The organism is Ruegeria sp. BB10 (assembly GCF_056535725.1).
The window spans coordinates 3,482,499-3,502,491 of sequence record NZ_JBQFIW010000001.1 but is presented as its reverse complement, the minus strand read 5'-3'; the positions used below and the strand labels follow the sequence as shown (position 1 = coordinate 3,502,491).

At 52.5% G+C, this 19,993-nt stretch carries 20 protein-coding genes; 14 read left to right on the top strand and 6 right to left on the bottom strand.

The window, feature by feature from the left end:
• Positions 1–9: 9 nt before the first annotated feature.
• The 3 genes from ACR3EP_RS17950 to ACR3EP_RS17940 are packed head-to-tail and all read left to right on the top strand — an operon-like array spanning position 10 to position 3,198.
• On the top strand, positions 10–363 hold the full coding sequence (locus tag ACR3EP_RS17950; protein ID WP_480638855.1) for a cupin domain-containing protein: 354 nt from the start codon (positions 10–12) through the stop codon (positions 361–363).
• Positions 360–2,759 (top strand): trimethylamine N-oxide demethylase, encoded by a 2,400-nt coding sequence (locus tag ACR3EP_RS17945; protein WP_480638854.1) that lies wholly within the window; start codon positions 360–362, stop codon positions 2,757–2,759. The genes ACR3EP_RS17950 and ACR3EP_RS17945 overlap by 4 nt, the downstream gene beginning before the upstream one ends.
• Before the next feature lie 4 nt (positions 2,760–2,763).
• The gene (locus ACR3EP_RS17940) at positions 2,764–3,198 is read left to right on the top strand and encodes a hypothetical protein (protein ID WP_425082397.1); all 435 of its coding nucleotides are present in this window, start codon (positions 2,764–2,766) and stop codon (positions 3,196–3,198) included.
• Between the two features lie 150 nt (positions 3,199–3,348).
• Here ACR3EP_RS17940 and ACR3EP_RS17935 read toward each other — a convergent pair whose 3' ends face one another.
• The 3 genes from ACR3EP_RS17935 to ACR3EP_RS17925 are packed head-to-tail and all read right to left on the bottom strand — an operon-like array spanning position 3,349 to position 6,057.
• Positions 3,349–4,683, bottom strand: a complete 1,335-nt coding sequence (locus tag ACR3EP_RS17935) for a sensor histidine kinase (protein WP_480638853.1) — start codon at positions 4,681–4,683, stop codon at positions 3,349–3,351.
• Entirely contained in the window at positions 4,683–5,342 is a 660-nt protein-coding gene (locus ACR3EP_RS17930) for a response regulator (protein ID WP_170351510.1), read from the bottom strand. The genes ACR3EP_RS17935 and ACR3EP_RS17930 overlap by 1 nt, the downstream gene beginning before the upstream one ends.
• A gap of 37 nt (positions 5,343–5,379) precedes the next feature.
• Complete coding sequence (locus ACR3EP_RS17925; RefSeq protein ID WP_425082396.1) at positions 5,380–6,057, bottom strand: PepSY domain-containing protein; 678 nt, start codon at positions 6,055–6,057, stop codon at positions 5,380–5,382.
• A gap of 206 nt (positions 6,058–6,263) precedes the next feature.
• On the opposite strand from ACR3EP_RS17925, the gene ACR3EP_RS17920 reads away from it, so the two are divergent.
• Positions 6,264–7,505, top strand: coding sequence for a hypothetical protein (locus ACR3EP_RS17920; RefSeq protein ID WP_480638852.1), 1,242 nt, complete (start codon positions 6,264–6,266; stop codon positions 7,503–7,505).
• Between the two features lie 696 nt (positions 7,506–8,201).
• Here the strand turns inward: ACR3EP_RS17920 and ACR3EP_RS17915 are convergent.
• Complete coding sequence (locus ACR3EP_RS17915) at positions 8,202–9,044, bottom strand: helix-turn-helix transcriptional regulator (RefSeq protein ID WP_480638851.1); 843 nt, start codon at positions 9,042–9,044, stop codon at positions 8,202–8,204.
• Positions 9,045–9,572: 528 nt separating this feature from the next.
• On the opposite strand from ACR3EP_RS17915, the gene ACR3EP_RS17910 reads away from it, so the two are divergent.
• From ACR3EP_RS17910 to ACR3EP_RS17870, 9 genes are all read left to right on the top strand, one after another.
• A complete protein-coding gene (locus tag ACR3EP_RS17910) occupies positions 9,573–9,749 on the top strand; it encodes a Flp family type IVb pilin (RefSeq protein WP_170362153.1) in 177 nt (58 codons plus the stop codon).
• Positions 9,750–9,892: 143 nt separating this feature from the next.
• Positions 9,893–10,852, top strand: coding sequence for a Flp pilus assembly protein CpaB (gene cpaB, locus ACR3EP_RS17905; RefSeq protein WP_425082393.1), 960 nt, complete (start codon positions 9,893–9,895; stop codon positions 10,850–10,852).
• A 9-nt stretch (positions 10,853–10,861) separates the two neighbouring features.
• The gene (locus ACR3EP_RS17900) at positions 10,862–12,397 is read left to right on the top strand and encodes a TadE/TadG family type IV pilus assembly protein (RefSeq protein ID WP_480638850.1); all 1,536 of its coding nucleotides are present in this window, start codon (positions 10,862–10,864) and stop codon (positions 12,395–12,397) included.
• Between the two features lie 14 nt (positions 12,398–12,411).
• Positions 12,412–12,909 carry a TadE/TadG family type IV pilus assembly protein gene (locus ACR3EP_RS17895; RefSeq protein ID WP_480638849.1) on the top strand — a complete coding sequence of 166 codons (498 nt, stop codon included), beginning with the start codon at positions 12,412–12,414 and terminating at the stop codon, positions 12,907–12,909.
• Positions 12,906–13,553: a TadE/TadG family type IV pilus assembly protein gene (locus ACR3EP_RS17890; RefSeq protein WP_480638848.1), complete on the top strand. Its 648-nt coding sequence runs from the start codon at positions 12,906–12,908 to the stop codon at positions 13,551–13,553. Before ACR3EP_RS17895 ends, ACR3EP_RS17890 begins: the two co-directional genes overlap by 4 nt.
• Entirely contained in the window at positions 13,550–14,779 is a 1,230-nt protein-coding gene (locus ACR3EP_RS17885) for a CpaE/TadZ family protein (RefSeq protein WP_480638847.1), read from the top strand. Before ACR3EP_RS17890 ends, ACR3EP_RS17885 begins: the two co-directional genes overlap by 4 nt.
• A 12-nt stretch (positions 14,780–14,791) precedes the next feature.
• Positions 14,792–16,183, top strand: coding sequence for a TadA family conjugal transfer-associated ATPase (locus tag ACR3EP_RS17880; RefSeq protein ID WP_367647831.1), 1,392 nt, complete (start codon positions 14,792–14,794; stop codon positions 16,181–16,183).
• A complete protein-coding gene (locus tag ACR3EP_RS17875; protein WP_480638846.1) occupies positions 16,180–17,148 on the top strand; it encodes a type II secretion system F family protein in 969 nt (322 codons plus the stop codon). Before ACR3EP_RS17880 ends, ACR3EP_RS17875 begins: the two co-directional genes overlap by 4 nt.
• 14 nt (positions 17,149–17,162) lie before the next feature.
• Positions 17,163–18,149, top strand: a complete 987-nt coding sequence (locus ACR3EP_RS17870; RefSeq protein WP_480638845.1) for a type II secretion system F family protein — start codon at positions 17,163–17,165, stop codon at positions 18,147–18,149.
• A gap of 170 nt (positions 18,150–18,319) precedes the next feature.
• On the opposite strand, the gene ACR3EP_RS17865 is transcribed toward ACR3EP_RS17870, so the two are convergent.
• Positions 18,320–18,739 (bottom strand): hypothetical protein, encoded by a 420-nt coding sequence (locus ACR3EP_RS17865; RefSeq protein WP_170362159.1) that lies wholly within the window; start codon positions 18,737–18,739, stop codon positions 18,320–18,322.
• A 122-nt stretch (positions 18,740–18,861) separates the two neighbouring features.
• Between ACR3EP_RS17865 and cutA the strand changes: the two genes are divergently transcribed.
• On the top strand, positions 18,862–19,179 hold the full coding sequence (gene cutA, locus ACR3EP_RS17860) for a divalent-cation tolerance protein CutA (RefSeq protein ID WP_480638844.1): 318 nt from the start codon (positions 18,862–18,864) through the stop codon (positions 19,177–19,179).
• A gap of 311 nt (positions 19,180–19,490) precedes the next feature.
• On the opposite strand, the gene ACR3EP_RS17855 is transcribed toward cutA, so the two are convergent.
• On the bottom strand, positions 19,491–19,952 hold the full coding sequence (locus ACR3EP_RS17855) for a cupin domain-containing protein (protein WP_170351527.1): 462 nt from the start codon (positions 19,950–19,952) through the stop codon (positions 19,491–19,493).
• Positions 19,953–19,993 lie beyond the last annotated feature (41 nt).

The window sequence follows — 19,993 nt, the reverse complement described above, 5'->3', positions numbered from 1 at the left end:
CAGCAAAACATGCGTACTGTCGCCCGGTTCGACGATACCGGCTTTGTTAGAATGCACATGGACGGTCTGCTCGACGAACAAGTCTGGTGGAAGAATGTCAGCTTTGACGAAGTCACCGGGCAAGGGAGTTATCTGATGAAGATGGCCCCGGGAACGCGCTCGAATCCGCATACTCATCACGGTGCGGAAGAGTTCTTTGTCCTCGAAGGCGATCTGACTGATCACGACGGTTTCAGCTATCGCAGCGGTGACTTCGTCAGTTTGGCCGCCGGTTCCAGCCATTTTTCGCGCACCGAGGCGGGATGCCTTTTGGTGGTCACGCACCGCGGTGCAACCGAGTCCATTCAGGAAGGTGCATTATGAATGTGAAACCGGTTTTCGAAGTGCCTTACGAACGTAGCGGGGTTCTGGCCCCCGGTCTTCCGATTTTACCTCATGGAACGGAACGTCATCCCGTCCCTGGCGCAGGGTCGCGGGCGGTTTCGGTGTCCAAAGGCGACACGATCACATTGCTGGATCGCGATGGGATGCAACCCGCCGAGATGGTGTTCTTTGCCCCCGATCGAAGCTCGGACGCTGCCATGCTTGGCGCGCAGGGGCACGGTCGACCAGAGGGGCTGATTGCGACTCTGGCGAATGGCTCGGCTTCGGGCAAGAAAGTGCTACGCGCGTTAGATGTTGCAGGTTTCGATATCGGGCGCGGGGATGCGATCAGGGCTTTCTCAGATGGATCACGGCCCGGCGACATGGCGCATTTCGTGGCGGAATGCGACGGGCTTCTGATCGTCTCTGCTCCCGGCGAAGCGATGCGGCCCGAAGACAACAACCCGCCAACCGACATTATCCTGTACATTCAGCGTGCCGCTCCTGGTTTGGAAAAACCCGACGTGGGCCCGCCCGATCCTCTGGCCGACCCACTCAAGGATATCAACATTCAGCCTGGCAATGCCAAATCTTATGAGGTCAAAACCGGAGAGTTCATCCAGATCGTGGATGTCAGGGGCCGCGAATGTTCAGACTTTCAGGCGTTCAGCCGACGTGCGCTGGATCAGGGGATCGAACGCGAGATTGATCCCACCACGACACGTAGCCTGATGGGCAGTTTGTATCCGCAACCAGGCATATTCTCAAAGTACTGGTCGGTGGATCAAGAACCCCTGGTCGAGATCGTGCAGGATACGTGCGGCCGCCACGACACGTTCGGGCTGGCCTGCACAGCTCGGTATTATGAAGACTTGGGCTATCCTGGCCATGTCAATTGCTCGGAAAATATCAACAAAGATCTGGACCAGTATGGCATCCGGCCCCGCGCAGGTTGGCCTGCGATCAACTTCTTTTTCAACACGATGCTGGACGATGACAATGCCATCGGCATGGATGATCCGTGGTCGCGACCCGGAGATTTCGTGCTGCTGCGCGCGCTGACAGATCTTGTCTGCGTCAGTACCGGCTGCCCCTGTGACATTGACCCGGCCAATGGTTGGAATCCAACCGACATTCAGGTGCGAACTTACAGAGCGACCGAAGATTTTAAACGGTCCTATGGCTACAGAAAATCTGCGGAGGCGGATGTGGAAGAAACCAAGAAAACAGCATTTCACGACTGCTTTGCACGTCATACCCGTGATTTTGTCGAATACAACGGGTATTGGCTGCCCAATACTATGACCAATCATGGCGCGATCGCAGAATATTGGGCCTGTCGGGACAAAGTCGCCGTAATGGATCTGAGCCCACTACGCAAATACGAGGTTGTTGGCCCGGATGCCGAAGAACTGATGCAGCTTTGCGTGACCCGCAACATGAAGAAGCTGAGCGTTGGTCAAGTTGTCTATACGGCAATGTGCTATGAACATGGTGGCATGATCGACGATGGCACTGTCTATCGGCTGGGAGAGACCAACTTCCGATGGATCGGCGGCAACGACACGAGCGGTTTGTGGCTGCAGGAACAAGCGCGCAAGCGCAATATGAATGTCTGGGTGCGAAACTCTACAGATCAGTTGCACAATATCGCGGTACAGGGGCGGCACAGCCGCGACATCCTCTCGCAGATATTCTGGACGCCACCCCAGCAGCCAACAATTGAAGAATTGCCTTGGTTCCGGCTTACCGTGGCCCGGGTCGGGGATGTGCGCGGAACCTCGGTCGTGATTTCCCGAACCGGATATTCCGGCGAGTTGGGATATGAAATATTCTGCCACCCCAATGATGCTGTCGAGATTTTCGACCGTGTATGGGAAGTTGGTCAGGATTATGGAATTGCCCCGCTTGGTCTTGCCGCCCTCGACATGTTGCGGATCGAAGGCGGCTTGATCTTTGCCGGGTCCGAATTTGACGACCAGACCGATCCGTTCGAGGCCGGGGTCGGTTTTACCGTCCCATTGAAATCTAAGACCGATGATTTCATCGGGCGCAGCGCAATTGAGGAACGCAAGGCTCACCCTCACCGCAAGCTGGTCGGGTTTGATATAGAAGGTGGAACAGTGCCTTCTCCGGGCGATTGTGTACGTATCGGAAAAGCGCAGGTCGGCGAAATCACCAGCGCGATGAAGTCACCCAGCTTAGGCAAGGTCATCGCCCTTGGGCGTGTTGCATCAACCCATGCGCTGGAGGGGCACGACATTGAGATCGGCCAACTGGATGGGCAGCAAAAGCGCCTGAAGGCAAAAATTGTTCCGTTCCCGCATTTTGATCCAACTAAAGAACGCGTGAAAGGTGTTTACCCCAGTAAAAATGTCCCGGATGCGGCCGAATGAAAACTTGACTGCCAAACAAACGGCCAAAGTTGTGGCCGTTTGTTTTCTGGAGCTTGTCATCGCAACTTCACCAACAACTGGCTTCGCGGACAAATGTGACCGGGTTTCCGCGCTTGAAAACTATAATACCACGGGCGTCTCACCGAATGGAGCGATGTGCAAAACGTTTGTCGGCCTGGACAATGTCCAAGGCGTTTCATGCCGATGGGAGTTTCCATTCCGGGACTCTGAAGCCATTCGCGCGTTTAACGACCTCTGGACTGAAGTAACACTTTGCAAAGAGGGAACTTGGACGCAAGACGACGGATCAGTCAACCACCCTGATAGTTACGTGCTGAGGGAGCTTTTCACTTCAGAAGGCTTTTTTCGCGTTGCCCAAAAAGACAAGGGCCAAATCAATCGTACATTGGTGTTTTTGAGTCTCGAACATCACAATTGATGCAGTCGGTGTACATCGCCCACCAGCCCCGGAAACCATCACCCCAATGGGTCAGAGGCCAACAATGCACTAACAATCAAACTGGACCAGTCAGATGAGGCTGCTCAGAAATCCACGCATTAAGCCACTCATTCTCTCAGCCGTCGCCGCTTAAGACTTGGTTGGGATAACCACCCGACCACTTAATCCTCCTAACGCGGCAGATTTTCCCAAGTCGAAGTGCGCACCGTATGCCTTGAGAAGATCAACCGCGATTGCCAGCCCCAGCCCGCTGCCTCTTACCGAAGTGTCAAGCCGTCCACCAGAGCGTAGCGCTTCGCGTATTGCGTCCTCTGGGATACCTGGGCCGTCATCTTCGATACAGATCTCGACACAGTCTTCGTGACGTTTTGCGGTCAGTTTTACTTTGCCACGACACCATTTGACTGCGTTATCCAGTAAGTTCCCAAGAACCTCTTCGATATCCTGCGTATCCATGCGCACCCAAAGCTCAGGATCGCTTTTGACTTCCAGTATTTTATCCTCTCTCTCAGCGATCGTAGTAAACAACCGTGCGAGACGTTCGACTGAGTGTGAAACATCCGTACGCGAATGGGTCAACTCAGCCGTGTTTAGAGCCCGGATTCGCGCGAGTGATCGACCGAGTTGAGAGTCGATCCGATCTAGAGCTTCGTCAGCGATACCTGTGTCAACACCGGCCTGTGACATAGCCTGTAGTTCATTTCTCAGAATAGTGGCTGGCGTTTTCAGAGCATGTGCCAGATCAGCGGCTTGCCTGCGTGAGCCGGATACAATGTCCCGATTGCGATGCAAAAGCTGATTCAGATCATCGACCAAAGGGGCCACTTCGTCCGGGTAATCCGTGGGTGTCAGATTGTCATCCGTGTCCCAACGATGGGCGACATCCGCACGCAATTTACGAAGAGGACCCAGGATTGCGGACATCAGCATCAATGAACTTGCAACACCGATCAAGCCAACCAAACCAAACACCGGTAGAAGACTGCGCTGTGCCGCCCGTCTTTCATTGACCAACTGCGCCTGGCTTTCCGCGACACTAATTCCCCAGACAGTTCCATCTTCGAAAGAAATTTTTTGGTATGCGCTGCGCAACGCTTCCCCCTCGGGGCCGGAAGTGTTCCAAAGGGTTGCATCTTCAGAGATGTCAGGTGGTTCAGCGATTGTTTCGTCAAACAAAGACGCCGACGTGTAAACCTCGCCGTTGCCGGTGGTAACTTGCCAGTATCTGCCGGAATATGGAGCGCTGTATGCCGGATCAAACATGAGATCACGCAGGGCATCCGGGTCTTGTGTCGTAACGCTCAACCCAACGACAAGCTGGGTGTGGCGATCTCGAAGCGTAGCGTCGAACCTGTTTGAAATTCGGGCATCGATAAACGAAAAAACAGCCAGAGTGCCCACACCAACGGACAATGCCCCAGATGCAATCCCTCCAAGCAGTGCCCGTTGACGTAGCGACAACATCAAACTGAATCGATCATATATCCGCGACCCCGGACCGTTGTTATCAGGTCAGGTCCCAATTTGTTGCGCAGCCGGTTTATGAAAACCGCAATGGTATTCGAATCTCGGTCACCGTTATATTCGTAGATATGTTCCGAAAGTTCGGATCTGGGGATCAGGCGACCGGCGTTGTGGGCCAGGTAAGTAAGAACAGCTATCTCCTGGGCTGTTAAGTCGATCGGAACGCCATCAACAGTCACCCGCCCATTGCGTGTATCAAGAACGACATTGCCCATCTCGATAACAGGATTCAGCTGCCCACTCTGACGGCGCAAGATTGCGCGGACACGCGCGGCCAGCTCGGGCAAATGGAATGGTTTGGTCATGTAATCATCTGCACCGGCATCCAATCCGTCGACCCGTTCGCTCCAACCATCGCGTGCCGTCAGGATCAGAACCGGAGTTTTTATACCCGCGCTGCGCCAGTCGCGCAAAACCGAGATGCCATCTCGTTCCGGAAGCCCGAGATCGAGGATGATCATGTCATATGGTTCGGTAGTTCCCAGATGCTGAGCATCAACTCCGTTGTGGACAATATCGACCACGCGGCCTTCAGCATTCAGCAGCTTTTTGATCTGTTCGCAAAGGTGCGGTTCGTCTTCTGCGAGTAATACTCTCATACTTTTTTCTATAGGCCTGCGACCGAAATTTTAACCACTATTTTTTGCCACCACCATTACCGTTGCCACCGGAGTTGCCGTTACCGTTGCCACCGGAGTTGCCGTTACCGTTGCCGCCGGAGTTGCCGTTACCGTTACCGCCGGAGTTGCCGTTACCGTTGCCACCGGAGTTGCCGTTACCGTTGCCACCGGAGTTACCGTTACCGTTGCCACCGGAGTTGCCGTTACCGTTGCCGCCAGAGTTGCCGTTGCCGTTGCCACCGGAGTTACCGTTACCGTTGCCACCGGAGTTGCCGTTACCGTTGCCGCCACTATTGTTGCTCTGATTGCCCTTACTGCTGGTCTGGCTTTGTGAGTTGGATTTGGCGGAATTGCCTGATGTGGACTTGGCTGCATTTGAAATCTGGCGTCCGATATTTGAACGATTGGGCACAACGACACCGGTTTGAGCATTCACAATAACACTTATGATCTTCCCATTGGGTTTCTTTACGAGGATCCGATAGTAGACCTTGTCAGTCTGGAACGCGCGCGCATCGACCGGCGTTCCACCAAAGACTTTTTCAACGCCTTTTAGAACCCTCTTTAACCTGATGGTGCTGCCCGTCGTTGTCACTTTGCGCAATTCGGATTGCTTTAGTTCGCGCACAGCAGCATGCCCTTCCCCAACCTGGAGAAAGGCGAACAGACAAGCGATGATAAAAAGCTTTCTCATCCTCAGTACTCAATATCGCGTAATCGCGCCTCAATTCTACAGATTTTAAGATGAACTGGCGATGAACGGTCGGTTCGTCGCAGGTTCAACGATAATAGGCTTAAATTTGTCAGTTAGTTCCCGATTCCGACACGCGCACTCGTGCTGTCATGTTTCCACGCATTGCATCGTGTGTGGAAATTCGCATTCAACAAACGAGGACCGTCATGAAGATCAATACGACCGACCTAATGAAAGCCTCTGCAATCGCAATCGCCTTGCTGGGATCCACGGCAATTGTTGGCGCATTCACGTTCCCTGATGCCGCCTATGCCAAGCAAGGCAAAGGAAACGGCGGTGGCAACGGCAATGGTGGTGGCAACGGTAATGGTGGTGGCAACGGTAATGGTGGCGGCAATGGAAATGGGGGCGACAAGGGCAACAGCGGTGGTAAAGGCCATGGCAACAGTGCGAGTAGCGGCAAAGATAAAAACAAGGGTAACGGGTCAGCCGCATCCACGAACGGAGCAAGCAAAGCGGCCGGAAAATCTGGTCACAAGTCAAAAGGCTCCGCAGGGGTCAATTCGAGGTCTTCTAAGAAGGGGCAATTCTCTTTGAAAGGCTTGCTTGGCGGTAATAAAAAGCAAACTGCCAAAAAAACGCAAAGGAAGGGAATTGGTGGCCTGTTCAAAGGTAGCAAGCCAGTAACCACCGCAAAACAAACAAAGACTACTTCGGTCAAGCGGTCCTTGCGCCCACCAAGCAGAAAAGCAACGATTCTGGAAGATAGTACACTTGCGCTTGAACCGCGCAATCTCGGCAAGCTAAACGGCGCCATTAACTCCAGCCCCAAAGCAAAGCTCGCTCATATTGCAAACGGTCAGTATAAGAAAGGTACCGGGCCGGTCAGCCTTGCAGCAGGCCTTGCCGTTGCGGACACCGAATTCAATCACATCATGGGTGAAGACAACACGTTAAGCCCCAAAGACGTGAAAGAAATCAACGCAGCGCTGGATTACTTGGACGAAGCCCCCCTGTCATTGGAGGAAGCTGAGGATATCCTTGCCAATGAGGAAGCCAACCCTGGGACAACTGACCCTGAAGCTTTGGAAGACGCGCAAGCCGTTAAAGATGCGCACGACTTAACCACGGATGAAGATGGTAATCCGATTGATCGACCTACGGAAGATCAGTTGGCGGCCGCAGAAGCCGTGCATCAGGCAGAAGACAACCTTTTGGATCACCACAAGGGCGGGTTTTCAGAAGATGACGCCATCGCAACGCAACAGCAGGACAATGTTCTCGACGCTGTACGAGCCTCTAATCCTGACGAGGAAGCAGTCAAAACCGCGCTTGGCAGTTCGTATGACGAAGACAAGTATGATGAGGATGAAGCCAATACAGATCCGGTCGATGACGGTCAGACGCCTGAGGGAGAACAAAAGGAAGAACTTGTCAGCAACGGCTAAGTATTCTCCCAACGAGAATCCGGGCGACGTTTTTGCCTTGCATTCGTCTAACATGAACCAGAAAAAGTACCTTAATTCTGAACCTTAGCTTAACACTGCAAAAAAGCCCGCTCGGATTGGAGCGGGCTTTTGCATTTGTGTTTTCCCGGGTAGGACGTTTCCCGGGAAAACTGCAGACGTCAAGATGTAGGGTCAGACGTCCTTCTTGCTCTTTCAAGCTGCTCATTCCTTGCGATAGCTTTCAGTGCAATTTCGACAGGCGGGAAACGCCCGCTTCTGGATTTCGTGCTGTTAGACAAGTGTTTGTGCGCGGTGGAACGTGGTGGTTCCAAGTGTACAGGAACCTGATCCATAGCGCTTTCAGTGGCAGACTTAATCATGCAGTTCCCCTTCCAGGGAGCCAAGCATCTATAACTGTCTCGGCTCGGTGGAAGGAGTATGCGCGATGCCTGTTGAACACCACGAGAACACATTGTTCACCTTTGGTTAACGTTGTCGCCGAAGCGTAAACAATGTGTTGAATCGCTCTTCGCCGCTTGTAACCCAGCTATAAAATTGGGTTGCTCTAAATTTTATTTGAACAACATTAGCCATGCTTGGCTTTGTACCATAGCTTAGCCGTCGATCAGACCAAAGGGTGTCTTGCTCGGTTTTATGGCTAACGAGGCGCGTTGCAGAACTGGCATTCCATTGCTGTCAACCGAAGTTAGCTGTTTCAGCGTCTCTGGACCTGCGGCCTGCTTGGATTTTTCGATTTAACAAGTGCAACAGTTCGACTTGATTAGAGGCACCCGTCTTCGAAAATACCGAGCTTAGGTGCGAACGAACAGTCGTTGGGCAGACAGTCAGGGCTTCTGAAACCTTTTTAACTGTCATTCCTTCCTTCAGCATAGCGCAAACCCGAAACTCGCACCGGCTGAGCCCTGCTGGATTTTGAGGGCCCAGGATTGGAACATGCTCGGTATCCGAAACTTCTTTCAGATTATGATTGCGACCCTTCTCCAGATACGAGGAGATTGAACCAGGCGTTCGCTTGCACCAACCTGACGCCAGTGTCGGCGCCAACATGGCTAGTAGGTCCAGATCATATTGGGCAGGTTCATGCCTGAAATGCAGCTCGATGTGATCCACATGCCCGCCGGTTGTATCAAGCGGAACCACGATCACCTCGCCCAGCGCCTTTAAATTGTCCTCAAAATGACGAAGCGTTGCTGTGTTGCCCGCAACCAACGCGTCTGACAACGTCCAAATTGAGCCCACCCGTGCCGTCAGAAAACTTTCACCCAGAACCCGTTCCACCAGAGTTTGAGGTTGAGAGGGCCAAACCTTTCCTTCCTCGCTGCAACACCGGGCAATATATTTTACTTTTCGTTCCACCTTAAGTGTACGTGCAATTAATGCGGCATCCGCATTAACTAACTTTATTAGCTTATTTAAAACCTGTGGAATGGAGTTTTTGCTCGTTAAAGCATGCGTCCATTCCATAACAAAATTGAAACTATTTTGCGCCTGGGCGCTCTTGGAGAAACTGATACTCATTACCCTACCAACCAAAACAACAAACGTTGCGAGGCAGAACTTTCTGCCGCGGCCCCACCGCAATTACAAACTTGTTCGGGGTTCATGGGTCCAGCAACTGATTTTAAGTCCGTGCCTATGGGGCAGAAAAAGAGTGAGCAGCCTCCAATATTTGCATAACTATCTGTAATTATGTCGCAAAACTTAGATACCGAAAAACAAATTCCCGACACTTGGATGCCTCAAAGGAAAGATATAGCGACGAGTATTATTGAGCCTTTCAGCCACAGTTGCACATCGAATCGCCGCATTGTTTCCAGGCTGACTGATTCGATTGAAGATTAAAGCCTTGTTAATGTGGTGTTTATTTTAATCTCTTTTAAGAGGTTTTAATGGTATTTAAATCTTCTATTACGTGTATTTTTCCTATTTTTCGCGGAAGGCGGAAGTTTTCATCACCGCTACCGTTATTTCAGAGCCAATGCGAAATGCCTGGCTTGCGCTGCGGTAAATGCAGCGTGGATTTCAATTTAACCTTTCGGGGGAAACATGACCAAATTTATGAAGAAGTTTGTCAAAGAAGAAAGCGGCGCGGCAATTGTTGAATATGGCCTTGCCCTTTTGGTTGTCGCGTCAATTGCAGTTGGTGCTTTTTCTTACCTTGGCACTGAGACAAACAACAATGTGACGTCGGCTTGCACCGCTCTGGGCAGCGCAACCTGCTGAGCCATTGGTTCCTTGCGATTTGCAAACCACAACAACATTCTGCGCCGTCCCATCCGTGTAGCGGCGCAGAATACACCGCCGGGATTTTCGAAACATAATCACTGACATTTCGAAACTTTTGAGCGTAACTTTTGGAGACAGAGATGCGTATCAGACCAGTTATTACCACATTATTTGGAATTGCGATTGCTTCAGGCTCTGTGTTCCTGGCGAAGGATTACATCCAATTTAACACGACTGCACCCAGTGCCACGACGAACGCCGATCTCGTTGAGATCTACGTTGCGCGCTCAGAAATCGCATTTGGTCAAACAATAGAAAATCATCACGTCACAACTCATCTCTGGCCACGCGAAGCGCTACCTGCCGGGGTTTTCACCGAGTTAGGCGTACTTGTTCCGGATAATCGCCAACAGCTGCGTCGCGCTAAGGGGCGGTTCTATCCCGGTGAAGTCATGCTTATTTCGAAAGTTTCGAATTTTGGCGAAAAGGTCACGCTGGTTCAAAAGCTGGGTGAAAACACGCGCGCCATGGCGATCGAAGTGGACGCCGTGACCGCGGTCGGCGGATTTGTCACTCCAGGTGATTGGGTAGACATCGTTTTGACACAAGGTGCGAAAATGGATTTGCGCGCCGTTACTATTTTGCAGAATATCCGCGTGATTGGCGTCGATCAGCAATCCGAAGAACTGAGCGATCAACCCGAAATTGCCCGCACGATCACAGTAGAAGTGACCCCTCAGCAAGGTCAGCGCCTGGCTTTGGCCCAAAAGGCCGGCACCCTGAGCCTCACACTCAGAACGTTGGACGGCGTCGAGGATGAACCGATGGAAATGGTCCGCCTGCGCGATCTTCTGCAAGAGGAAGGTCCGGTTGAAAAAGTCGAAGCGCAACCGACAATCATTGTGAACCGCGGCACCGAAACCGAAGTTGAAGTTATACAGAGAAGCTCTCGTGGAGCCGACGACGCGACAGAAGTGGAAGCCGTTCCAAATGCAGAGTCCCGCGATCAAACGGACGCCCAGTCGACACCGGCAGCCATCAACTCTGGCACCAAGCCGAAAGCCCGCTCGCTCAAAGTCAGCCAGAACACTGCACAGTAAGGCTGCGTCATGCGTCGGACAACGAACATATCATTCTTTGCACAGGACGAGCGCGGCACGGTCGCTATTCTCTGGGGTACAGCATTTGTCGCATTTCTCGGGTTCTTTGCAATCACGATGGATGTAGGCCGAATGAACTCGACCCATGCAGAGCTTCAGTCCTTCGCGGACCACGTAGCCTTGGCAGCCGCTGGTGAGTTGGACGGACAACCCGACGCCATCACCCGCGCAACCAATGCAGCGGCCAACTTGATCAGTGACAGCCAGACATTTGCCAATGGGTCCGCCACGCTTTCGGGTTCATCGGATTATACGCTTTCGTTTCATTCCGCCCTGCCGGTTTCGGACCTCACGCCGTTGGGCGCAGACGTCACGACCAACCCAAGAGAAGCCAAGTTTGCTCAGGTCGTGCTAACGCCCAAATCCCTTAGCATGAACCTTGCTTCTGCTTTGGACCGGATGCTTGGCGGAAGCGGCATATCGGCCAGCGTTTCGGCCGAGGCCGTCGCCGGTTACTCCAAAGCGGCCTGCGATATCTCACCTTTAATGTTCTGCTTACCGCCGGATTGGGAAAATACCCTGACCGTTGGTGATCAAATCTTACTGCGCAGCGGTGGCAACGGAACCGCCTGGGGACCGGGCAACTTCGGGTTTATCGACCTAGCAACATTTGAAGATGCCTCCGGCGTATGTGCGGATGAAGGCGGGAACAAACTCGCCTGCCTCATCGCGGCGCAAAGCCAGATCACGCAATGCGTCCTCACCAATGGTTTGGATACCGAACCTGGCCAGAAGGTCGGAATCACCAATGCGGCGTTCAATGTCCGCTTTGATATTTTCCGTAGCGTACTTAACGGTGAGAAAAACAATCCGGACTTTGCACCGGCTCCAAACGTCATCAAAGGGATACAGAAAAAGGGTGGTGGTTCCTGCATTCAGGGTAACGAAGAAGTCACGCCTGATACGATCGCACTTGGTCGCGACACTTGCATGGCAGCAGGTACGTGCGGTGGTAACAACCGGTTCGGAGACGGTGTCTGGGATCGCCAAGGGTATCTTAACCGGAACCATGACCTTGCAGATGGTATCGCAGACGGAATTGGCAGCGATGCTCACCTCCCGGCTCTTAGCGTAACGGATAGCGTGTTCGCTGGCACAAGATACGGAATGTATCTGCGGGAAATCGCGTACGGCAACAGCAACCCACATTCACCACCGAACGCAAACTCGATCCTGGACCCTTCGCTTGCAGAAACCGGTCGCCCGATGTGTTCGAACCAAATGTCGACTAACCCAGCGCGTCGCGTCGTGACCGCAGCAGGCATTGATTGCGCTCAAAACCCGGTTTCCGGCTCGACCACAGGCGTTCCGGTCACAAAATTTGTTGCCGTCTTCCTGACCGAACCGGTGGGGGATGACGGTAGTTCACCGCCGAGTTTTGACATCCATGGCGAGATTGTCGGCTTTCCTGACGTTTCAGGCGTCGGCAGCGGCGGCAATGGGTTCGGCGGTATCTTTCGCGACCTAGTGCAACTGTATCGGTGATGGGACGCAGAATCATGAAAACTCGCCTCGCAGAATCCCTCAAACGCTTTGCAAAAAAAGATGATGGCGCGATCCTTGTGGAATTTGGCCTGGTCATGCCAATCATGCTTCTACTATTGGCCGTTACGTTGGAATCCGCACGCATGATGTGGTCATACCAATCGGTTATTGCAGGCGTCCGCGACGCCAGTCGCTATCTGTCCAGAGTCACTCCGGCAGATATCTGCACCTCTGGCGGTTCTGTTGCAGGGCTTACTACAACATTGAAAGGCATCGTCGAGGACGACAAAAATGCCAAAAGCCTGTTTCCACCCAGCATAACGGTCAATTCGGTGACACCCAGCCTGTCCTGTGTGTCTGGAACCTATAGGGTCAACCCAGCCCCAGTAGGCACGGTCAGCGCAAACATCACTATCCAGTTTCCGATGGGCAGCATCCTGTCCCTCTTTGGCAGCGGACTATCGTCCGTGACGACGGATGTCTCTGACACTTCACGGATTTTCGGACAATGAAAGGTCAGCTTCATATCCACACGCGCTTGCTTCGCCGAGGGCAGAAAGTTCTTCAGGATCAAGGCGGCGGCGTTCTTGTAGAGTTCGCCATTGTCGTCTCCCTGTTTCTGTTTCTCTTCATGGCGCTACTGGATTTCGGCCGCATGTCCTATAGCGTTGCGAATGCTCAAAAAGCCTCACAACTGGCAACGCGCATTGCAATCGTACGACCGCCTGCATGCCCCGGAGTGCCCACGACGCATCAGCGAGGCACATCTACTTCGTCACCGAGATTTGGTACGTCCTGCAGTGCCTCGGCCGGGGTTTGTGCAGATCCTCAAACCCCTTCGTGTTCGGGTGTCGCAACCAATGCTACGGCCTCGGAAATCTGGACCCGGATTAGCCCGCTTTTGCCCCCGGATACCACAATAGACAACTTACAGTTTCATTATGACTTCAATCCCAATCTGGGTTTCCTGGGTGGCCCTTATACACCCATGGTCTCAGTCGAATTGAACCTTAACGATTTTCAATTCGTGTCACCGTTGGCCGCGCTGGCAAATGCCGCGGGCGCAACTAACAGCACAATATCTTCGACAGTCGGTTACTCAAACTTCAGCGTCTCGCTGCCTGCTGAAGACCTTGCATTAGGAGAGTCAGGATGAGAGATCAGAGTGTTTTCACACCCAAATCACAGGCAATTATGCTTGTTTCGGAAAACGAAGAGATCGCGCAGCTGGTTGCGGATGTCTTTCCCGTAAATGAGGAAAATAAAGTCACCAGGAACGGGGCATCGTTTCAGATGTTGAATGGAACTGCTCTCGATCTTGCATTCAAGCACGATCTGGTGATCTTTGAAATCGACCCTGATGACACAGGAGAGCTCCGCGCTATCGAGGCTGTCCTGACGCACCGCGACGATAACACCTTGTTTGTTGCGCTCACTCAGAATGATCTGTCGATCTCCAAGGCGCGTGAATTGTACAAGATCGGTATTGATGAGGTTTTGCCGCTGTCAATTGATGGCGAAGGTTTGAAAGCCGCAGTCAGTGAAAAACTAAATGCGCGTGCGGTTTCGCAAACCACTATTTCAGACGGTTCTTCGGCGTTGGGCAAGGTGATACCAGTCGCAAAGGCGCGCGGTGGCATCGGGGCTTCAACAGTTGCTGTCAACCTTGCGTGCTCGCTTGTCGGCGGCAAGGGATCTTTCTTCAGGAAATCCGCAAAAAACCGAGTAGCCCTATTGGATTTTGACCTTCAGTTCGGAAACTCGAATGTCTTTCTGGACATCGAGGACAACGGCGGATTCCTTCAGCTAATTGAAAATTCTGAAATTCCTGATGATCACCTTTTGTCTTCGATCCTGCAAGAGCATGGGCTTGGCGTTGACGTTCTGTGCGCGCCTACCCCGATGGTGCCCCTGCAATCGATGCGACCTGATCTGATCGAAGGGATGCTGGACCTTCTGCAACAGCGCTATGATTATATAATCATCGACCTTCCCTGCGCCGTTGTTGAATGGGTTGAACCTATTTTCAAACGGGCCACCAAATTGGCTTTGGTTACCGATACTACTGTCCCCTGCGTACGCCAGGCGCGGCGGTTGATTGATTTCTACCGCGAGGCAAACGTCGGCCTTCCGGTGGAGTTCGTGGTCAACAGAGAGCGGAACACTTTGATCAAGCCTTCGCATGTCCGCGAAGCCGAGAAGGTATTGAAAACAAGCCTGAAACACTGGCTACCCGACAATTCGAAAGTTGCCAGAAATTCCGTAGATCTTGGACGGCCGATTGTGGACATGAAGCCGCAATCGGACCTTGGAAAAGCCTTGGCAAAACTGGCCGCTGCGGTCTCGGCTGAAACTCAGCCCGTGGCAACGAAGAAAGCGTAAAAGGAGATCAACGTGTTCAACGAATTTAGATCACGCAAGGTTGCTTCCAAGTCGAATGTGCTGACACTGGATCGACCCATTGACATGCCCACCAAATCCAAGGCGACTCCTGACCCAGTGGACGTCGACCTGCAGGCGCATCTGGAACTCAAAAGCCGCTTGCATGGTGAGCTTCTGGACCGGCTCAATCTTTCAGTCATCGACAAGGTTGAACGATCAGAATTGAAACGCCAGATCGCATCTTTGGTAACCGGCCTGATCGAGGCAGAAAACCTGCACATGCGGTCTGAGGCTTTCACTGCGCTGGTTGATGAGCTTATCCACGAAGTCATGGGCCTGGGGCCATTGGAACCGTTGCTGGAAGACCCGACTATCAACGATATTCTCGTAAACTCTTTTGATCAGGTGTACGTCGAACGCTTTGGTCTTCTGGAGCTTTCTACTGTTCGCTTCCGCGATGAACGTCACTTGCTACGGATTATCGACAAGATCGTCAGCAAAGTTGGTCGGCGTATCGATGAGTCTCAGCCCTGGGTTGATGCGCGTTTGGAAGACGGCAGCCGCGTTAACGCAATTATTCGGCCGTGTTCCGTCGATGGACCAGCTTTGTCAATTCGCAAGTTCTCCCGCAACCCTCTGACAATAAAAAAGCTTGTTGATCAGAACAGCATGAATGATCAGGCAGCCAAACTCCTTGAGGCACTTGTCGAAGCGAGGTTGAATATCCTCATCTCAGGCGGTACCGGCACGGGTAAAACAACCATGCTGAACGCTGTATCATCGTTTATTGATGGCAAACAGCGTATCGTTACCATCGAAGACGCTGCCGAACTTCAGCTTCAGCAAAGCCATGTTGTACGTCTTGAAACCCGCCCTCCAAATGCTGAAGGGCAAGGTGTAATCACCCAACGTGACCTGGTTCGCAATGCCCTGAGGATGCGGCCTGACCGCATCATCGTTGGAGAAGTTCGTGGATCAGAATGTTTTGACATGCTTCAAGCCATGAATACGGGCCATGACGGGTCTATGACCACCGTTCACGCAAACTCGGCGCGCGATTCACTAAGCCGGGTCGAGCAGATGGTGACAATGCTTGGCGCTGACTTGCCGATCAGAACCATCCGGTCGCAGATAGCTTCGGCCATACAGATCGTACTCCAACTCAGCCGCCTTAGCGACGGCACCCGCAGAGTCGTCAGCATTTCCGAGATTACCGGCATGGAAGATGACACGATCACGATGCAGGACATCTTTGTTTTCAAACGTCGCGGCAAGTCGGAGGACGGACAGGTACTGGGAGAGTTCTTGCCTACCGGCATTCGTCCAAAATGCTTCGATCAGTTGGTTGCCGCAGGGATCGACGTAGACACCAACATGTTTATTCGTGGGGCTATGTCGTCATGATTGACCTGCAACCGAACACCCTGAACATTCTGTTCTACATTTCAATTTTCCTTGGAATTCTCCTTGCTTACGAAGGATTACAGCAGCTTTTCCTGCGCAAGGAATCCCTCAGCGAGGCCAGAAATCGGCGCATGAAGCTGATCCAGGGGGGCGCCTCAACCGATCAGGTTCTGCAATTGCTACGTGACCCTGCGATGACGGCTCCTGGCGAAAAACCCAGTTTGATCGCCCGATTTCGTCGTCTGCTTGTCCAGGCCGGGCTGACGATCAGCCCGATCTGGGTGGTCCTTGCAGCCACCTGTCTGGCCATGGCGGCCTTCGTCACAATATCCCGGTTCCTTGCCCCGGAAATTGCCGCAGCTCTAGGCGTCCTTCTGGCTGTCGTCCTGCCGCTGCTGGTACTGATCGCCATGAAGGATACCCGGGCCAAAAAACTGACGAAACAGTTACCGGATGCATTGGACCTTATGGCCCGTGGCCTGAAAGTCGGGCACCCAGTGGCTGTAACTGTCGGGAACGTGGCGACAGATCTTCCGGACCCGATAGGTAGTGAGTTTGGCATAATTCAGGACCAGATTAACTATGGCGACGACGTTGCAACGGCGTTTCAGGATTTTGCAAAACGTGTTGGAACAGAGGATGCGAACTATCTTGCCGTCAGCATCGGTATTCAGCACGGTACCGGCGGCAACCTTGCCCGTGTCCTAAGCATTCTGTCCCAGGTCATCCGTGACCGGCAAACCATGCAAAAAAAGATCAAGGCCATCTCTGCCGAAGGGCGTCTTAGCAGTCTAATTCTCACGGTCCTGCCAGTGTTCATCTACTTCTCAATCGAGATGTCCACACCTTCGTTCTACGGCGATGTCCGAAACGATCCGCTGTTCCCATATTTCGCGAGCGCGATAGTCGGACTGACGATTGCTCAAGGACTTATCCTGAAGCGGCTCGTCAAATTCAAATTCTGAATGGGAGCGGAAAAATGGAATTTATTCAAAATGTTCTAAACGGCCAAGACCTTCCCCTTCAGTATCTTGTGCTGGGTGGGATTGCCGTAAGTGTTTTCTTTGTGATCCTCGGAATCTCTGGCATGACCGCAACCGATGACACGGTCGCGCACCGGATGCGGGTCGGAACGATTTCTCGGGGGCACGGAACAGATTTTGACCTCATACAGGGGGATGACAGCGACCCGCACGGACTGCTTAAGGCATTTGTGCCCTCGTCGAAACGCGAACGTTCCCGAATTGGCAGAATGCTTAAGCAAGCTGGTATTCAGCGCAAACATGCAGTCCGATCATTTTATCTGTTCCGTTTGGTGATGGGTTTTGTGCTTCCAGCCGTTTTCGTAGTGGCTTTGTCGTTGCCGCTTGAAACTCAGGTTCAGCTTGGGATTGCTGGCCTATTGCAAAGCATCACCTGGGTGAACGCATTGCAGATTGTCACCGCTTTGATGGTAACCGGTTTCTACGGTCCAGCACTCTGGCTGCGGCACCGTATAAAAAAGCGCCGCCAGGCCATCGAACACAGCCTTCCAAATGCGCTGGACCTGTTACAGGTGGCGATTGAGGCCGGGCTCGGATTTGACGCCGCAATGGTGCGAGTGGCGAATGAGATGGCGCATGCGGCACCGGAGATTTCGCAAGAGTTCACGATACTCCAACTGGAACTGCAAGCTGGCAAAGAGCGTCAGGCCGCCTTTATGGACATGGCCGAACGCGTCGGCATTGACGAGGTCAGCTCTTTCGCGAACGCCTTCCTTCAATCCAATCAATACGGCACCAGCATTTCCGCTTCGCTGCGCAGATTTGCCACTGATATGCGTATCGATCGCGAACTGCGCGCTCAGGAAAAGGCCAACCGGCTACCAGTTCAAATGTCAGCCGTAATGGCCATGTGCATGATGCCCGTTCTACTGCTGATCTGCCTGTCGCCGATGGTGATCCGATGGATCAATATGTTTGGGTGATGGTTGGGTGTAGTCTGAGAATTGAAGGAACAAAGAATCTTCTTTGAGCTGCAATGGATGACACGCTTTAGTTATCTGCTTTTAGTCAAATTCTAATCCTAATACCTTGCTAACACTGCATTTTGCAGGATTAAAGCACCAGGAAACGGTCGTATTCCAGGCGGTGTCCACTAAGCGCGAACAAACCCAGCCTCACAGGGGATCGTCTCGATTTCTCTTCGGTCCAACGCCCGAGCCAGATGAATCGCGGCAAATTCAAACTGCTCTGCCATTTGACCCAGTGTTTCAAAACGAGCCAGAAACGCTTGCAGGCTTTGGGCAGTTATATAGCAACGGTCGTGCTGCGTGTCCGGGTTTCGCACCGTGACCTGATTTAGAAAGCCGCCATTCCGCAACCGCCGGATCGATATCACATCTATTTTCAAGCGTGCAGCCGCATCCAAGAGCGGCAGGTCGCCAGAAAATGCACGCTCCTGTCTTTCTAAGCCTTCAGCTTGATCGATCAGCAAACCAGCCAAACCTTCGACTTCTGGATCACGCGACACGCCGGTCAATCGACCTGCTGCCCAATCGGTGACAACGCGTGCCAAAGGAAACCGGTCATTCTCTGAGCGGTACGCAGATGGCGGTGATACGTTGTAGGAGTAAAAATGGCGTCGAAATGGTCCCATGTTAGACTAAGAACTTAGGTTTGGCGTTTGTGAGATTGCAGATGATAGTCAAAATTTGGGTCAACTGCCCATCCGAGAAAGTCGCTGACCAGATCGCGGACAAGCTTCTTGAAGAGCGTTTGGTTTCCTCATCGAACCGCTACACTGCGACTAGAAGTAAATATCTCTGGAAGGGAAAAATCGTAACCGCACGGGAGGTCCCACTTCTGCTGAAAACCCGAAAGGAACTTTTTGGCGCAGTCGTTGAAGCGATCCGCAGGATGCACCCTTATGAGACGCCCAGTATTCTCTCGATTAATGTTGACCAAGCCAACGGTGAATATCTTGAGTGGATGATTGAAAGCACGCGCGAGATCTAACCAAAGCTCAAACTAACGGCCGATAACCGCTGTATCTTTGGGCTCACTACCGACTTTCTCTGCGGCGAGTTCGGACAAGCAGATGAGCCCTGACCGGGCGTTGATCGTAGTTCGGTTATTTGTTCGCTTAGCAAATCGCGAACCCATACATACCAGAACTTCAGTGCTAGTAGGTTAAGCAGTAAGGGGACGTTGTCCGCCAGTTGTTTTGTGGTCACTTGAGGGCCCGCAGCGAAAGCCGCACTCAGATTGGTCAAAGCGAGGAACGTGGCAAGAAGCGTTAAGAGTCTCATTGCGTTTTTCCTTTCGGTTCAGATGTAGACGACGCCAAAGCGCTCTTCGATCAAGGCGAAATCTATTTCGCCGATCTCGTTCTGGCGCGAGGTTTCGGCCATAAACTCCTCAGCCCAATCACCGGGGAAGATGTAGCTGATCATCTTGGCGGTCGTATCACCGACGTTCTTCATGTAGTGGGACACGCCGCGAGGGCATTGGATGCTGGCCCCAGGCCCGGCCTTAAAAACTTCATCGCCGATTTTAACTTCCAGGTCGCCCTCAAGGATGTGGAAGGTCTGGTCTTCCCATTTGTGATAATGATCAGGAATGAACCCGCCCGGTGCTATTTCACCTGAGCCAAAGACATACTCGGATTGCGTATCGTCTTTGCCTGCGACAACCGACGTGTACTCCTGATCCGCCATGAAATATTTGCGGCCTTCATGCCAACCGCTGACAACGGTCTTTTTGGCAGTCGCTTCTGTTTTCTTAGACATGTTGAGGTCCAATTCTGATTTCATTTGTGGGGAACGACCGG